A 16,164-nucleotide genomic window follows, 5' to 3' on the forward strand; every position below is an offset into this window, starting at 1 on the left:
TAAAGAGATGAAAATAGATCAAATTTACACAGGATGTTTGGCTCAAGGAGCCTACTATATTGAAAGCAACGGAGAAGTGGCAATTATTGATCCGCTTCGAGAAACTCAGCCCTACATAAATAAAGCTGAAAAAAACGGTGCGAAAATAAAGTATATCTTCGAAACGCATTTCCATGCCGATTTCGTTTCTGGCCATTTAGACTTGGCCAATAAAACAGGAGCTACCATTATTTATGGACCAAATGCAACGACCAGTTTTGATATCCATCAAGCCAAAGACGGTGAGATTTTTGAATTGGGTAAGGTTAAATTCAAAGTGCTTCATACCCCAGGCCATACACAAGAGAGCTCAAGTTATCTTTTAATAGATGAGAATGGTAAAGAAAACGCACTGTTTAGTGGCGATACCCTTTTTATCGGTGATGTGGGTAGACCTGACTTGGCCGTTAAGTCTGATTTAACCCAAGAAGATTTAGCCAGTATGCTATTCGATAGTCTTCGTAATAAAATCATGACTTTGCCAGACGATGTTATTGTGTATCCGGCACACGGTGCAGGATCGGCTTGTGGTAAAAACATGAGTAAGGAGACTTCTGATACATTGGGTAATCAAAAGAAAGTAAACTATGCACTTCGTGCGAACATGACGCGTGAAGAGTTTATCAAAGAAGTAACCACTGGTATTTTACCTCCGCCACAATACTTCCAGAAAAATGCCATGTTGAACAAAACAGGTGCTTCTGGTTTGGACGAAATTTTAGAAAAAGGAAGTATTCCTTTAGATATAGAAACTTTTGAGGCCATTGCGAACCATGAGGAAGCTTTGATCTTAGATACCAGAAACCAAGTTGATTTTAAAGACGGTTTTATTCCTAATTCTATTTTCATTGGCATAGACGGAAGCTTTGCTCCTTGGGTAGGTGCTTTAATTACCGACTTAAAACAGCCAATCGTTTTCTTGGCTGATGAAGGCAGAGAAGAAGAAGTGGTAACACGTTTATCTAGGGTAGGCTACGACAATACTCTGGGTTATTTGAAAGGCGGAATTGACGCTTGGAAAAAGGCAGGTAAAGAGGTTGATGCTATTGAATCAATCCCAGCCACCCAGTTAGCGGAAGATTTCAAGTCTGGTAGTTTGAATGTGCTTGATGTTAGAAAACCAACGGAGTACTCTGCTGAGCATATTGAAGGTGCTGAAAACGTAGCACTTGATTACATTAATGAGAATATGGATAAAATCAGTAAAGATAAAACCTATCACATTCATTGTGCAGGTGGGTATCGCTCTATGATTTTCTCTTCAATTCTTAAGTCTAGAGGTTTCGATAAGGTGATTGATGTAGCGGGTGGTTTTAAAGCCATTAGCGAAACTGATTTACCAATAACCAATTTCGTTTGTCCTACGACACTCAAATAAGTAAATAAAGCACAAAACATTATTCTTCCGGCTATTCTTGATCTATAACAGATCAAGGGTAGCTGGTTTTCTTTTATACTCATTTCAATTCCATTATGAATAATATTATTGAGATCATTAGCTCACCATGGCCGTGGTGGGTGGCAGGTCCGGCTATTGCTCTGTTAATGTTCACCCTCATCTATTTCGGAAACAGTTTCGGATTCTCTGCTAATTTTAGAACGATGTGTTCTATGTTTGGCGCAGGCAAATCATGCGATTTTTTCGATTTTGACTGGAAAAAACAAACTTGGAACTTAGTCTTTGCAGTAGGTGCTATTCTTGGGGGATTCTTAGCAAGTCATTACCTATCTTCGGGAGATGCCATTGCGCTTTCAGAAAAAACAATTACTGAACTTCAAGGCTACGGCTTAGAAAATCCAGGTGCTGATATAGTACCCATGTCCATCTTTAGTTTCGAGTCCCTGTTCACTTTGAAAGGTGTCATATTTATAGTTTTTGGCGGCTTTTGTGTAGGTTTCGGGACACGCTATGCAGGTGGATGTACTTCAGGTCATGCCATTTCCGGATTAAGTGATCTTCAGCCGGCTTCTCTAATTGCAGTTGTGGGATTCTTTATTGGTGGCCTCACCATCACTTACTTTGTTCTTCCTTCAATATTACCTCTGTAAACTGCTGATAATGAAATATTTTAAGTACTTAATATTAGGGACGCTTTTCGGAATTACGCTAACGAAGGCCGAATTGATTTCATGGTTCAGGATTTATGAAATGTTCCGTTTTCAATCTTTTCACATGTATGGAGTCATAGGTTCTGCGGTAGTTTTTGGAGTTGTTATTACTCAAATTATAAAGCGAACCAAAATGAAGGATGCACAGGGGAAATCCATTGTTATAACTCCCAAGAAACTCTCAGTTTGGCGTTATCTTTTAGGTGGTATCATTTTCGGTTTTGGCTGGGCCTTAACTGGTGCTTGCCCAGGACCAATGTTTATTTTGGCTGGTAATGGTGTGTTTGTTATTTTCGTGGCCATCGCATCGGGGCTCTTGGGCACCTATGTTTACGGTAAAATAAGACATAAACTACCACACTAGAAACTATGAAATGCACTCGTTCTTTATTTTTGATTTGCTTTTTTAATCTTCCATTTGTAACTGCTTTAGCCCAAGAAGGAGAAAGAGAACGGGGGTTTTGGTCTGGCGCAATAACCACACGCTACATGCAAACCTCCAATAAAGGAAGCCTAGAAGACTTCTCTATTCTGGCTTCATATGGTAGTGTTGGCTACCATATTCAGCTGCGTGATTGGCTTAAATTTGGCGTTTCTGGAAATGGACTGGTTCATTATGGTACAGGAGGGGTTGATAAAAGAGACCAGACAACAGGATCTGGGCCAATTTACGAGGCTAACCTCTGGAACAGTAGGTTCATGGCTGGTTCGGCAGAATTCAGTTTACCAGAGTTTTATCTAGACTTTAAGTTTGATAGTCATTTAATAAGACTAGGGAGATTTGTTGAAGATTCACCTCTGATCAACGGTGAAGGCTGGCCTTTCCCAAATGCTTTAAAAGGTCTGTGGTATAAATATCAATCTGTTGAAGGTTTTAATGCTGAAGCGGGATTTATTGATAGAATTTCATCTCGGTTTACAGGAGAGTTTGATAACGTAGGTAACACGATTGGTACTGGAGGGCTTGGCGTTGGAACAAATGGCAGTGGTAGCCAATACTGGAATGACACTAATTCAAATTTCATTGTTATTTCTAAACTAGGATATCGTTTCTCTGGTGGACTTGATTTATCACTTTGGAATTATTATACCGATAACATTTCGAATACGGTTTTCACCGAAGCTAAATTTGATTTAGGAACAGATAAAGATTGGCATATTTCAAGTCAGTTTATCTATCAAACTAAAGTAGGAGATGGCGGTAATGATTCCGCAATTCTTCAGTACAAACAAGATGAATCGGCCAGTAGTTTTGGGTTCATGGTAAAAAAAGACATTTCTAAAAGCGCTTTGTCTGTGGCCTTTACAAGAATAGGAGACGGAAGTCGACTGCTCTTGCCGCGTGAATGGGGGAAAGAGCCATTCTATACATTCCAGAGGAGAACTCGAGTTGAAGGCATTAGTGATGTTACGGCTGTGACTGTTAAATGGGAGACTAGCCATGACAAGGAAAACTATAAACTCAATATGTTTTCAAGTTTAGGCTATCACAGCTTGCCAGATCCAGCTGATGCGGCTAAAAATAAATATCAGGTACCATCAACGGCACATTTAGATGGCTCAATTAAATACAGTCCTAAAAATAAACTCCGTGGGTTTTCGGCAGAACTTTATGTGGCCGGACGATTTTTAGCTGGAGAAACAGTTTCAAACCCCGCTTATCTAATTAATCGTGCGGATTTCTTTCATTCTGACTTGATTTTGAGTTACATTTTCTAAAATTGGAGAATGAACCCTATCGAAGGTATAAAAGCGATAAGTCAAATACTGAAACTGATACTCTCGGTTTTGGTGACCCTCATCGTTTTTGTTTTGATGCTTCATTTTAATCCAGAAGCATTTCTATCAAAAAAGGTAGATCCCACCCATTGGAAACCTCGTTCGGTACTCACTGATTTAGAAGGTGAAAGTCAGGCTTCCCTTATCAATTTTGGTCATGAACTGATTACTAAAACACCACAATATATTGGCCCAATGTCAGCGAACGAGAAGAAGCGTTTGGCGGGCAATAACCTTACTTGTCAGAATTGCCATTTAGAAGCAGGTACCAAACCAGGAGCAGGCTCTTTTGTGGGTGTATTTAATCGTTTTCCCCAGTTCCGTGGAAGAGAAAATAAGATGGGGTCACTTGAAGAACGCATCAATGGCTGTATGCAGCGCAGCATGAATGGCGATTCTTTACCGGAAACTAGCTTAGAAATGAAGGCCATGATTGCCTACATCAAGTGGGTAAGTGAAGATGTTCCTGAAGAAAAAATTGATATATATAAAGGCTTTGTAAAGGTTGAATTGCCTAATGTAAAAGCTGATCTTTTGACTGGAAAATCCATTTATGAGAAAACTTGTGTAACCTGTCATGGCGCTGATGGGCAAGGAGTAAGACTTAATGAAAATAGTCTATATCAATATCCACCACTTTGGGGAAATGATACCTTTAATGACGGTGCAGGAATGCACCGAATTATCACCGCAGCAGAATTCATCAAGGGCAATATGCCCTACTTACAGGCCACTTGGGACAATCCAGTATTATCAGATGAAGAGGCTTATAACGTGGCAGCTTATATCAACAGTTTTAATCGGCCTGAGAAGGCAAATAAAGAAGCCGACTTTCCAGATAAAACGCTCAAACCTGTCTCCACACCTTATGGTCCTTGGACGGATACTTTTTCTGCAGAGCAGCATAAATACGGGCCTTTTCAACCTATAATGGCTTATTACCAACAGGAGTTCGGCTTGAAGAAATCTAAATAGTAGTCTGACTCTTTAGGTTACAACGGCTTTATACTTTGTGTATAATCGAAATCTGTCTAGCTTTAGGAAACAACCTTAAACTATGAAGACTTTTTTGACACTCGCATTGCTGGCCTTTGCTGTTTTGCCTACCTATTCTCAAGCCAATAGTACCCATATTCTATCAATGAAAGATAGGGCTGAAACCATTGATCGCCTACTTGAAGACAAAATTCAGAATTACCTTCCTGAAATTATGAGAAGAGAGGGAGTGGACATGTGGGTGGTAATGTCAAGAGAGTACAATGAAGATCCAGTGATTAAGACTTTATTGCCAGCTACTTGGTTGGCAGCCAGAAGAAGAACCATCTTGATCATGTTTGATCGTGGCGAAAAGGAAGGTATTGAATCAATTGCTGTTGCTCGATACGATGTTGGCTCAAGTTTTAAAAGTGCTTGGAACCCAGAAGAACAGCCCGACCAATGGGCAAGAGTTGCCGAGATTATTCGAGAAAGAAACCCAAAGAAAATTGCAGTCAATAAGTCAAAACACTTTGGTATTACTGATGGAGTAGTAGCCACAGATTTAGAGGAGTTTACTGCAGCATTAGACAAGAAAGATCAAAATAAAATTATTTCGGCAGAAAAGGTAGCCATAGGTTGGTTAGAAACTCGTACCGAAGCTGAAATGACCATATACCCTCACATTGTGCGTATTTCACACATGATTATTCAAGAGGCATTTTCAGATAAGGTGATCACCCCAGGGGTAACTACAACAGAAGATGTAGTATGGTGGATGCGAGATAAAGTGATTGAATTAGGGCTACAAACATGGTTTCATCCCACCATTGATGTGCAACGTGCTGACCCAGAAAGCTTTGATCATTTACGCACTTTTTCAAAGCGCCCAGAAGAGAATGTTATCCTTCCTGGGGATCTTTTACATTGCGATTTCGGGATTACCTATCTAAGACTAAACACTGACCAACAGCAGCATGCTTATGTGTTAAGACCAGGCGAAACTGAAGTGCCATCGTACCTACAAGCTGCTTTCAAAAACGGAAACAGGCTTCAAGATATCTTTACTGGTAATTTTAAAGAAGGACGGACCGGTAATGAAGTGTTGAAAATGTCTCGTGAGCAAGCCATTGCCGAGGGTATTAAACCGTCAATTTATACCCATCCAATTGGCTACCATGGTCATGCTTCTGGAACTACGCTGGGTATGTGGGATTCGCAAGGTGGGGTGCCCGTTACTGGCGATTATCCATTACACTTAAACACAGCTTATTCGATTGAGTTGAATGCTGCTACCTTCATTAAAGAATGGCAAAAAGAAATTCGAATAATGTTGGAAGAAGAAGCCTTTTTCGATAAATCGGGTGTTTGGTATATTGATGGTCGTCAGAATGAAATCTTGACCATTCCGAGAACACCAGCCAGGTCTAAATAAGTCTTACGTTGATTTGTTTCAGCAGATGAAAAAGCAGAAAAAGGGTTTCTATAACTACTTTACTAAGAACCTGATCAAGGGATTTCTTTATTTGGCAGTTCTTGTCGTTCTCATCATTATTTTCAAAAATTACTTTCAAGAACAACATGACGCCATAGAGCATTGGGTGTCTGATGACTATGGTGTGATGTTGGTCATATTTTTAATCTCTGAAATTTTTGTCGGCATTCTTCCCCCAGAGCTTTTTATGATATGGTCAATTGACGACCCAATGATGGTTTACATAGCGATAGTAGCCACCATGACGGTTATCTCACTTTTTGCTGGTTGGATTAATTATTGGGTTGGGAAAAAGATCAGTACCAAGCATTTCTTTCATCGCATCTTTAAAAGGCGATTGCGCAAATTTCAAAGACGCTATGAACAGTATGGGGGAGGTTTTATAGTGGTGGCAGCTTTAACGCCTTTGCCATTCTCATTGATCAGCTTGTTTACTGGTTCAATGTCATACCCAGCAAAAAAGTACATGGTTTATTCTTCTTTTAGAATACTTAGGTTTATTGTTTATGGCATTGTTGTATGGCATTTAGAAGGGGTGATATAAGTACTTATCTAAATTTTTAAGCTATTCATCTATCTAGAATCAGATCCATAATAATAGGTAAGTGATCGCTATAGCCTCCAATGTATTTTGGCCCCTGATATGTCCTAAATGGTCTCCTTGCCCCAGTAGCACCTTCCATAATCAAGAAGTCCATATCGAATATTTGAGCTGTTCGATTGCTCACTCTGGTTTTCGATTGCTTCAGTAGTAAATTGCCAGAAACCACAAACTGATCCAGGATACCCCATTTATTTTCGAAACTATGGGTACCTGCTACATACCTAAGGTCAAACATCAGGTTATAGAGGTCAGAGGGTTTTAGCATATTTATATCCGTATTCACGGCTAATCCATTAAGCATACTTTCTTCTTCTGGTTCATCATTAAAGTCACCAGTAATCACAATATGAGCATTGGGGTTTAACACTAACAATGAATCAGCTTTTAACCTTATAAACTGAGCGGTAAACATACGCTTTGGTTGAGTTTCGAATTCCCCACCAAATTTTGAAGGCCAATGGTTTACAAAAAAGTGAAGGGTATCTTGATTGGGCAGCTCCATAACCGCATGCAAAATGTCTCGAGTACGACTTGTAGTATCAAAAGGAAAGTTCAGCTCATAAAATTCATAATTGAGCAATTTAAGCCTATCAGGTCTGTAAATAGCTGCCACATCAATTCCTCGGGCGTCTCGTGAGTCTTTATGTATGATTTCGTAGCCAATGGATTTGAGCTGAGTAAACTGGGTCAACGACTCTAAAACATACCTGTTTTCAATTTCGCAAAAACCAATTAACTCAGGGGCGTCCCAACCCCCCATTGCTAGAATCGTTTTAGCCAACTTATTTTGCTTTTCAGTATAGCGGGCTTTTGTCCAATAATGATCTCCACGAGGCAAGAACTGTTCGTCAATTGTAAGACTGTCATCGAAGTAATCGAAAAGGTTTTCTACATTGTAGAAAGCAAGCCTGACCCTTTCTTCATTTCTTGGGCTAGGATCGAATGACTCACTGGCCAAATAAGGCTTTTGACCAAGGGTGGCAAAAGGCATTAACAATAAACAGCACCATAAGACAATGTTTATTTTTTGCTTCGAATGCCTAAAACACGATTGGTTAATCATAACTTTGTCGATTGGTAAACTAAATTAGTAAAAGATAAATCATAATGAGCATGGAAATAGGTAAAAACCACGTATTAAAAGTAGCTCGTGAAGTAGATTTTGGTTTATACTTGACTAATGGCGAAGAAGATATTCTTTTACCAATGAAATATGTGCCTTCGGATACGAACATTGGAGATGACATTGAAGTGTTCGTTTATGTTGACTCATTAGGTCGACCCATTGCTGTAACTGCTCAGCCTTTTGCAAAGGTAGGTGACATTGCCAGCTTAGAAGTAAAGCAAGTGTCGAGTGTGGGTGCATTTATGGATATAGGCCTGGAAAAAGATTTGATGGTTCCTTTTAAAGAGCAAGGCCAAAGGATGGAAACAGGCCATAAGTACGTTGTTAAAGTACTTCTAGATTTTAAAACCAATCGGATGATTGGTACAACTAAAATTGGGCCTTTCCTGAGTCCACACAAAGACGAATTAGAGGAAGGGGAGCAGGTAAGTATTCATATTTGGCAAGAGACTACTTTGGGCTATAAAGTTGTGATTAACAATACCTACCAAGGATTGGTTTTTCATAACGAAATCTTTGATCATGTTGAAATTGGTGATGAGCGTTCTGGTTATGTAAAAGCAATCAGGGAGGATGGTAAAATTGATATTTCCTTACAAAAGCAAGGTTATGAAGCTGTAAAGGATATGAGTCAAATTGTACTGGATAAGATTAAAATTACAGGTAGTCTAGCGTTAGGAGATAAAAGCAGCCCAGAAGAGATAAAATATAAGCTCGGAATGAGCAAAAAGAACTTCAAGAAAATCCTAGGTGGCCTTTATAAAGCAGGCCAAGTAGAAATCTTTGACCATGAGGTGCGTTTAAAAGCAGAAGGTTAGCCTGAGGAGAGACTAACCTTCACATAAACTACCTATAAAACTAAAACTAACTTAAACTTAGTTTGATTAAACTAACACACTCCATTCTAAAATAGAGCGCTTAAAGCTTGTTAGTGTCTATTGACGTTAAACCGATAGACACCATTAAATTAGGTAAAAATACTGACTTGTAAAATAATATTTTACAATAAATAAATTAACGAACTATTTAGCGGGTGGAATCATATTTCCTCAACGATTAGTGGGAAATCCATTTATCACTACTTAATATCAATTTCGTTGGCAATGCCCATAGCAGTAAAACGAATCGATAATTTTCTAGGGTTTTCCGAAGGTTGATCACATTTTGGAGATGGATCAATATAATACCAATAATAAGTTTGGCTTCTTTCATAAAGTTCTTCGGCTTCGGGTTTACCCAAGACTTCGATTATTGATTTGTGATATAAGGCCAATAAGTTTGGTTTGATTTTAATCAAGTCTTGAATCATCTCTGCCCTTTGGTTTAAACAACCATCTTGATCACCAATCCATTTTTCAGAATCAAAATCTCCCACATCTATTTTTTTAGTACACGCGGTACTAAATAGAAAGAGAGAGAATAATGTAATTACTTTTAGTTTAGATGATTTCATTCCAATTGAGCTTTGGCTGGCAAAGTTACTTTGCGTACCTGCATCAACCAAATTTGAAACACGATAAGAAGCGTAATGGAAAGTATAATCATTATTGAGCTTGCATTCATTCCTATGAAGGCATAAAAAGCCGCAGAGATGACAACAACTAGGCGAAGAGATTCCATGAAGAAGCTCCAACTACGATTTTCAAACAGCGCTCCAAAGCAAACCACCGAGAAAACAATAACCCCAGCGAAAATCAACTTATCAGTGGGCAGCATTTTGTCCAAGTTGAATAAAAACATTGAAGTACCAGCAAGTAACAAAATATACTGAACCAATACATAGACATTGAGCTTAGCAGCCGTATTGGTATTAAATTTCTGATAAGTATTTGTGTCTACATCTTGAGGAGCCCTATAACCTCCCATATAATCAGGTAGCCATCCCGGTTTCTCAAAGACATATCGAAATTTATCACCGAAATTTGGAATGGATTTGATATCCCCCCACATGTCTGAATAATGAGCCAGGTTTGCCCATACAGGGTTCCAGCTGTTTAAGTTTTTTGTAATACCGTAAATAGGCCTTTCTTCTTCAGCTTTAAAGGTACCGAAAAGCTTATCCCAAACGATAAAAGTACCAGCATGATTTTTGTCAATATATTTTGGGTTTCTGGCGTGGTGAACCCTATGGTGTGAAGGCGTATTAAATATGGCTTCAAACCATTTAGGTAGCTTATTGATGGACTCAGTATGAATCCAAAATTGATATAGAAGATTAAACCCAGAAACGGAAACCAAAAGGATAGGGTGGACACCAACTAAAGCCATTGGAATATAAAAAGCGAATGTCCAAATGGTTTGAGTTGAGCTCTGTCTTAAAGCTACTGAAAGGTTATATTCTTCGCTTTGATGATGTACACTGTGGCCACCCCAAAACAAATTTACCTCATGACTCATTCGATGGGCCCAATAATAAAAGAAGTCATATGCTATAAATGCACCTATCCATACAATGGCTGAATTGGGTAAATCCATTACCCTGACCTTCTCAAATATTATTGTATAAACTCCAATACTTAATACTTTAAGGAATGCCCCTGTCACTTGTGAAGTTACCCCGCAATTAATATTTGCAATGGCATCGTTTAGCCTATATGATTTAACTGCTTGAACACGGTGCACTATTAATTCAATTCCTATCAGAAGGAAGTAAACAGGAATTGCAATGACAGTTGGGTCTAAGATCATCTGGCTATATCAATTACCTAAGGTATCATGTTCCCCCATAAGTTTCAAGAGTTATATCAAACATTAGTGTGGATAAAAGGTTACAGAAAAGGGTAAGTCCAAAAAATGGAGATTATACAATGAAATGTATGTACATTTAGTTGAATTGATATTAACTAAGTATTAGCCATTACTTTTTCTTTATGGAAATCATTTACGATCAAATCTTTAATAACCCTGTAATAGGCATTGCATTGGTGAATCATGATGGAAAAATTATCAAGATCAATAATGCGTTCTGTGATTTTCTAGGATACGCTAACGATGAAATGACAGGAGTGAATTTTATAGAGATTACTCACCCTGAAGATGTCGACAAAGATTGGCAACTATTCGAGAAACTAAAAAGTGGAGAAATACCTCACTATAAACTTAGTAAAAGGTACATAACAAAAAAAGGAGAAACGATATGGGCCGAGTTAAGTGTGTTTTTAGGGGAAAAGGTAGAAGGTCAAGAGACTGTAATTTCATTTATTAAAGATATTTCAGAGGCCAAGTTGTTGCAAGATGAGCTCAGAGAACAACGAACCAAATTTAAGGGCATTTTCGATAACACGTATCAGTTTATTGGGCTCATGAAAACTGATGGTACTTTTATCGAAGTTAATAAAGCGATTACTCAATTCTATAAAAAGACAAGAGAAGAGTTTATAGGTAAAAAAATCTGGGAAGTATCAGGAATAAATCAAGATAACCATGGAACTGAAAAGCTAATTTCTTCGGTCACGTTGGCATCAAAAGGTGAGTTTGTGAGATATGACGTACAGGTTACTCAAGGCTTAAGAACCGAAACGATTGATTTTTCTATTAGACCAGTATACAACGAAAATGGTGAAGTAATTCTATTAATTCCAGAAAGCAGAATAATCACAGACCGCTTTAAACTTCAGCGTAAACTTGAGAGTAAAACACGCCTTCTTGAAACAACTGAGCAATTGTCAGGTGTTGGAAGTTGGGAATGGCTCGTTCGTTCAGATCAATTGTATTGGTCCATAGGTACCTATGATATGTTTGAAAGAGAGCAGCTGGATAATAAAGCTTTGGTCGTTGAAAATTATGTTGAATATGTTCATGAAGATGATTTAGAAAGGATTCAGCAGGCAATTGAAACCACCTTAAATGATGGGGTTGATTTTAATGTAGAGCACAGAATATGGGTAGGAGATAAAGTAAAACATATTCATGTAAAAGGTGAGAGTGTATTTGATAAATCAGGAAGAGTAATTATCGTTAGAGGAGCTGTACGAGATCGTACTTCCGAGATTCAGATTCAGGAATCCTTGATGTTGTATAATGAGCTTCTTGAGAAGAAAAATGATGCATTAAAGCAATTTGCATATGTAGCTTCACATGATCTTCAGGAACCACTAAGAACTATAACCAGCTTTATTCAATTGCTAAGAATGGAAATGGGGGATGTTGAAGAGAGTATTGAGAAGTACTTAGAAATTATTGAAAAAGGGGCTGGAAGAATGAAAAGTCTCATTTCAGACATACTCTCTTATTCACAGCTCGATAATAATGATTTATTCATTGAGACGAATGACCTTAATGTTATGTTTAATGAGCTTGAACAGGACCTTACTGCAAGTATTAGCGAATCAAAAGCTAATATTGTCTTGAAAAATAAGCTGCCCATTATAGAGTGTGACTTGAGAAGAATAAATATCCTCTTTCAAAACCTTATATCAAACGCCATTAAATTCAAGAAGCCGGATTCCCATCCTGAGATTCATGTGGATTGGAGTTTGAATAATGGGCTTTATACCTTTATGATCACCGACAATGGGGTTGGAATTGAGCCAGAGTATTACGAGTCTGTTTTTGACCCATTCAGGAGGTTGCATGCAAGAGCCCAATACGAAGGGAATGGTATTGGCTTGGCTTTGTGCAAAAGAGTAATTAAGCAGCACAGAGGCGAGATTTGGCTTAGCTCTGAAAAAGATAAAGGTGCAGTATTCCATTTCACCATACCGCAGAATATAATCAATGTTGGCCAAGGGGCTTAGAATTAATTCAAGTCTTCAGAAAAAATATAAAAATCAATCCGCAATGGAAATTTTACTAATTGAAGATAATGAAAACGATGTATTCCTGATGATGGAGTATTTAAACTTAATTGGGTTTTCCAGTGCTAAAGTCACAGCATTAGCTACTTCTAAAGAAGTGAGAGAGGTTTTGAAAAATAAGACTTTTGATTTAGCGCTGTTGGACCTTACATTACCAGACACCTCTGGGATTTCCAGTTTTGAGTCGTTGATGAGCTGCTCTCCAAAATTTCCGATCATTGTTCTCACGGGAGTAGAAGACCAAGGAATAGCCAGGAGAATCATCCATAAGGGAGCGCAAGATTACTTAGTAAAAGGGGTCTATCAACCAAAAGATTTGATGAAATCGATTGAATACTCCATTGAAAGACATCAATGGTTTATGGATCGATATAACATGGAGCGGAATTATATAAACGCTATTATTAAAGGGGCCGAAACAGAGAGAACAAGAATTGCCAGAGATCTACATGATGGAGTTGTTCAAACCCTAACCATAAGTTTATTGACCGTAGACCTTCTTATTAAGAAAAACCCTGACTTTGATGAAGACAACAGTGCCTTGATTGCGAAAACCAGAAAGCAATTAAAGAACTCGGTAGATGAAGTAAGAAATATTGCTCATTCGTTAATCCCAAATGCGATTCAAAATACAGGATTGAAACTCGCCTTGAGCGAATTAATGGAAGATATTCGATCACTAGCCAGTATCAACGTTGATTTCAATTATGACATAGTTTCTGAAGACCTTTCAGAAGATAAGTACATGACTGTCTATAGAGTTGTGCAAGAAATTTTCAATAATATGATTAAGCACGCGAAAGCTACACACTGTTCAGTCTCTATGATACAAAATGAAAATTTCATCAATATCCTGATCAAGGATAATGGTTCTGGGTTTGACCTTGATGTTATAAAAGATACCAAATCATCATTTGGTATCGATAATATAGAGAGTAGAATAAATTTATTGAATGGCACCTGTGCACTTAATAGTAAAATAGGAGAGGGCACTTCTTACGACATAAGCTTTCCTATGAGTTAATACAATTATTCAATCGATTAAGGAATCTAAAAATCAATTGTGCATACTGGTATTTTATGTAATTTCGATGCTTACTAAAAAATCAAATGGCTATAGAAATCACTACCGCACTCAAAGAACTGACGGGGGAATTAAATGATAAGAGTTTTAATGCTTCAAATTACCTAGGAAGCATTGGTTCCGAAGAGGTTGTGAATGCCATGATCGTATTGCTAGATAACCCAAACCCTGAAACTCGGTTTATGGCCTCTAGAACACTGGGCTTGATCGAAAATAATTCAGCTGCATTATCTTCGCTTTTTGAGGCTTTTAAGAAGAAAGAAAATAGTGAAATACTGGGTGATTTATTAATGGCCTTAGAAGGTTTCGATGTGAGTGATAGTTATGTAGATATTTTTAAATTGTACCTTTTCGGTAGCTTTAAAGTCTCGCGTATTGCCGAAGACTTATTAGACCACAAGGAATTTAATATTACACCTCGTGTGTTGAGAAAGGCGCAAAAACATTGGGTTCATTTCTCTAATAATGTAAAACAAGATGAAGCCTTTATGCTTCAAAAAATAGAAGTTGAAGAAAGGTTGAATGACCTCAAGGGTTTTATCGATGATTCTCAAAGTTAGAGTTATCAATGACTGACTAAGCATTGAACCGATTAGCTAATTTTTTTCGTTTTTAATAGAGTTATTTTTTACATTCAGCGCTAGATATTTTTTCACATATGCCAATAAGCCAAACTAAAATCGCTTTATGAGATTCAATCCCAAATATTCAATTGTCGCAATCGTTCTATCACTTTTTTCTGTAGCATGCACTCCAAAATCAAATACCATTGATCTATTTAATGGTGAAAATTTAGAGGGCTGGGTGAATCACGGAGAAGAAAAGTGGTATGTAGAAGATGGACTCTTAGTTTGCGAAAGTGGACCTGCTGCCCAATATGGCTACCTTTCTACAGTAGACTTTTATGATGACTTCGAATTGACTCTTGATTTTAAACAAGATGCCAATGGCAACAGTGGAGTATTTATCAGGTCCACAGTAGAAGGTACTAAGGTGAGTGGATGGCAGGTAGAAGTAGCCCCTCCAGGCGACAATACGGGCGGTATTTATGAATCATACGGCCGTGGTTGGTTAATTCAACCTGACGCTGAAAAAGACAAAGCCCTGAAAATGGGGGAATGGAATACAATGAAAATTAGAGTAGTAGGACCAGAAGTGACAACTTGGTTAAATGGTACTCAAATGATCAACTTGGTAGATGAGAAAATAGGTGCTGGCAAAGGCTCCATCGCCCTTCAAATCCATGATGGTGGCGGAATTAAAGTAAGCTGGAGAAATATTAAATTAACTCCGATAGAGGCCGAATAACCTTTACCTGATTAAAAACTGAAATGATGAATATAAAATCAATAATCACAAAGATGAAAAAACTCTTTCTACTTACACTTTTGGCTGCCACAGTTTCGGCATGTAGTTCTGGTTCAAAAACCGAAGATGATGGTTGGATTTACCTGTTTGATGGCACCAGTACAGAAGGATGGAGGGCCTATAATGGAGAAGATCTTCCTCCCCAATGGGTCATTGAAGATGGAGCTCTGACTTTTGACACTGAAAAAAAATTAGAGTCTGAGCGCCAAGGCGGGAAAGACATCATTTATGCTGCAGAAGAATTTGACAACTTTGAGTTGTACTTGGAATGGAAAATACCAGAAGGTGGAAACAGCGGTGTTTTCTATCATTTGAAAGAAGGTATTGAAGGAGGCCCTGCGGCTGTAGCCCCTGAATACCAATTACTAGATGACCTAAAATGGGAAGAAATCAATAACGCCAAACTCGAAGAATGGCAAAAGACTGGCGCAGATTACGCCATGCATCTTCCTGATCTTACGCAGAAAATCGTTAAACCAGCAGGGGAGTGGAACACTACTAAAATCACCTTCACCCCAGAGCGTGTTGAACATTGGTTAAATGGAAAGATGATTGTGTCGTTTGTGCCTTGGTCAGACGATTGGTATGAGCGTAAATCTGTTGGAAAATGGAAAGATTATCCAAAATACGGTTCATTCAAAACGGGATATATCGGTTTGCAAGACCACGATAGCCCACTTTGGTTTAAGAATATCAAAATCAGAAAACTGTAATCCATTTCTTCATTAACTCATTCTATCATTAATTCCTTATTTCAATAACCCCCTAATTCATTTCCTCATTAATTCA

The 16,164-nt window shown here is 38.1% G+C and carries 16 protein-coding genes; 13 read left to right on the plus strand and 3 right to left on the minus strand.

The features are described from left to right. Nucleotides 1–7 precede the first annotated feature (7 nt). From VOI17_RS04195 to VOI17_RS04225, 7 genes are all read left to right on the plus strand, one after another. Nucleotides 8–1,417 carry an MBL fold metallo-hydrolase gene (locus VOI17_RS04195; protein ID WP_323755989.1) on the plus strand — a complete coding sequence of 470 codons (1,410 nt, stop codon included), beginning with the start codon at nt 8–10 and terminating at the stop codon, nt 1,415–1,417. Nucleotides 1,418–1,512: 95 nt separating this feature from the next. Next, complete coding sequence (locus VOI17_RS04200; RefSeq protein ID WP_323755990.1) at nt 1,513–2,088, plus strand: YeeE/YedE family protein; 576 nt, start codon at nt 1,513–1,515, stop codon at nt 2,086–2,088. A 10-nt stretch (nt 2,089–2,098) separates the two neighbouring features. Next, on the plus strand, nt 2,099–2,512 hold the full coding sequence (locus VOI17_RS04205) for a DUF6691 family protein (RefSeq protein WP_323755991.1): 414 nt from the start codon (nt 2,099–2,101) through the stop codon (nt 2,510–2,512). 125 nt (nt 2,513–2,637) lie between these two features. Next, nucleotides 2,638–3,867, plus strand: a complete 1,230-nt coding sequence (locus VOI17_RS04210; RefSeq protein ID WP_323755992.1) for a hypothetical protein — start codon at nt 2,638–2,640, stop codon at nt 3,865–3,867. Nucleotides 3,868–3,876: 9 nt separating this feature from the next. Next, on the plus strand, nt 3,877–4,902 hold the full coding sequence (locus VOI17_RS04215) for a c-type cytochrome (protein WP_323755993.1): 1,026 nt from the start codon (nt 3,877–3,879) through the stop codon (nt 4,900–4,902). Between the two features lie 82 nt (nt 4,903–4,984). Then, nucleotides 4,985–6,337: a M24 family metallopeptidase gene (locus tag VOI17_RS04220; RefSeq protein ID WP_323755994.1), complete on the plus strand. Its 1,353-nt coding sequence runs from the start codon at nt 4,985–4,987 to the stop codon at nt 6,335–6,337. A 25-nt stretch (nt 6,338–6,362) separates the two neighbouring features. Beyond that, nucleotides 6,363–6,941, plus strand: a complete 579-nt coding sequence (locus VOI17_RS04225) for a YqaA family protein (protein ID WP_323755995.1) — start codon at nt 6,363–6,365, stop codon at nt 6,939–6,941. 25 nt (nt 6,942–6,966) lie between these two features. Here the strand turns inward: VOI17_RS04225 and VOI17_RS04230 are convergent, their stop codons facing one another. Then, a complete protein-coding gene (locus VOI17_RS04230) occupies nt 6,967–7,992 on the minus strand; it encodes a hypothetical protein (protein ID WP_323755996.1) in 1,026 nt (341 codons plus the stop codon). Nucleotides 7,993–8,114: 122 nt separating this feature from the next. Between VOI17_RS04230 and VOI17_RS04235 the strand changes: the two genes are divergently transcribed. Then, a complete protein-coding gene (locus tag VOI17_RS04235; protein ID WP_323755997.1) occupies nt 8,115–8,945 on the plus strand; it encodes a S1 RNA-binding domain-containing protein in 831 nt (276 codons plus the stop codon). Between the two features lie 260 nt (nt 8,946–9,205). Here the strand turns inward: VOI17_RS04235 and VOI17_RS04240 are convergent, their stop codons facing one another. Both VOI17_RS04240 and VOI17_RS04245 read right to left on the minus strand, forming a co-directional pair. After that, nucleotides 9,206–9,580, minus strand: a complete 375-nt coding sequence (locus tag VOI17_RS04240; protein WP_323755998.1) for a hypothetical protein — start codon at nt 9,578–9,580, stop codon at nt 9,206–9,208. Then, entirely contained in the window at nt 9,577–10,815 is a 1,239-nt protein-coding gene (locus VOI17_RS04245; protein ID WP_323755999.1) for a sterol desaturase family protein, read from the minus strand. The genes VOI17_RS04240 and VOI17_RS04245 overlap by 4 nt, the downstream gene beginning before the upstream one ends. A 182-nt stretch (nt 10,816–10,997) precedes the next feature. On the opposite strand from VOI17_RS04245, the gene VOI17_RS04250 reads away from it, so the two are divergent. The 5 genes from VOI17_RS04250 to VOI17_RS04270 all read left to right on the plus strand — a co-directional run bounded on the left by VOI17_RS04250 (nt 10,998) and on the right by VOI17_RS04270 (nt 16,088). After that, nucleotides 10,998–12,863 carry a PAS domain S-box protein gene (locus VOI17_RS04250; RefSeq protein WP_323756000.1) on the plus strand — a complete coding sequence of 622 codons (1,866 nt, stop codon included), beginning with the start codon at nt 10,998–11,000 and terminating at the stop codon, nt 12,861–12,863. A 43-nt stretch (nt 12,864–12,906) separates the two neighbouring features. Then, entirely contained in the window at nt 12,907–13,947 is a 1,041-nt protein-coding gene (locus VOI17_RS04255) for a response regulator (RefSeq protein WP_323756001.1), read from the plus strand. 86 nt (nt 13,948–14,033) lie between these two features. After that, nucleotides 14,034–14,567 carry a HEAT repeat domain-containing protein gene (locus tag VOI17_RS04260; protein WP_323756002.1) on the plus strand — a complete coding sequence of 178 codons (534 nt, stop codon included), beginning with the start codon at nt 14,034–14,036 and terminating at the stop codon, nt 14,565–14,567. Between the two features lie 127 nt (nt 14,568–14,694). Next, nucleotides 14,695–15,315 carry a DUF1080 domain-containing protein gene (locus tag VOI17_RS04265; RefSeq protein WP_323756003.1) on the plus strand — a complete coding sequence of 207 codons (621 nt, stop codon included), beginning with the start codon at nt 14,695–14,697 and terminating at the stop codon, nt 15,313–15,315. Nucleotides 15,316–15,368: 53 nt separating this feature from the next. Further along, on the plus strand, nt 15,369–16,088 hold the full coding sequence (locus VOI17_RS04270) for a DUF1080 domain-containing protein (protein ID WP_323756004.1): 720 nt from the start codon (nt 15,369–15,371) through the stop codon (nt 16,086–16,088). Nucleotides 16,089–16,164 lie beyond the last annotated feature (76 nt).

The sequence above is a fragment of the Roseivirga sp. genome (assembly GCF_034669765.1).
Classification (GTDB): Bacteria; Bacteroidota; Bacteroidia; order Cytophagales; family Cyclobacteriaceae; genus Roseivirga.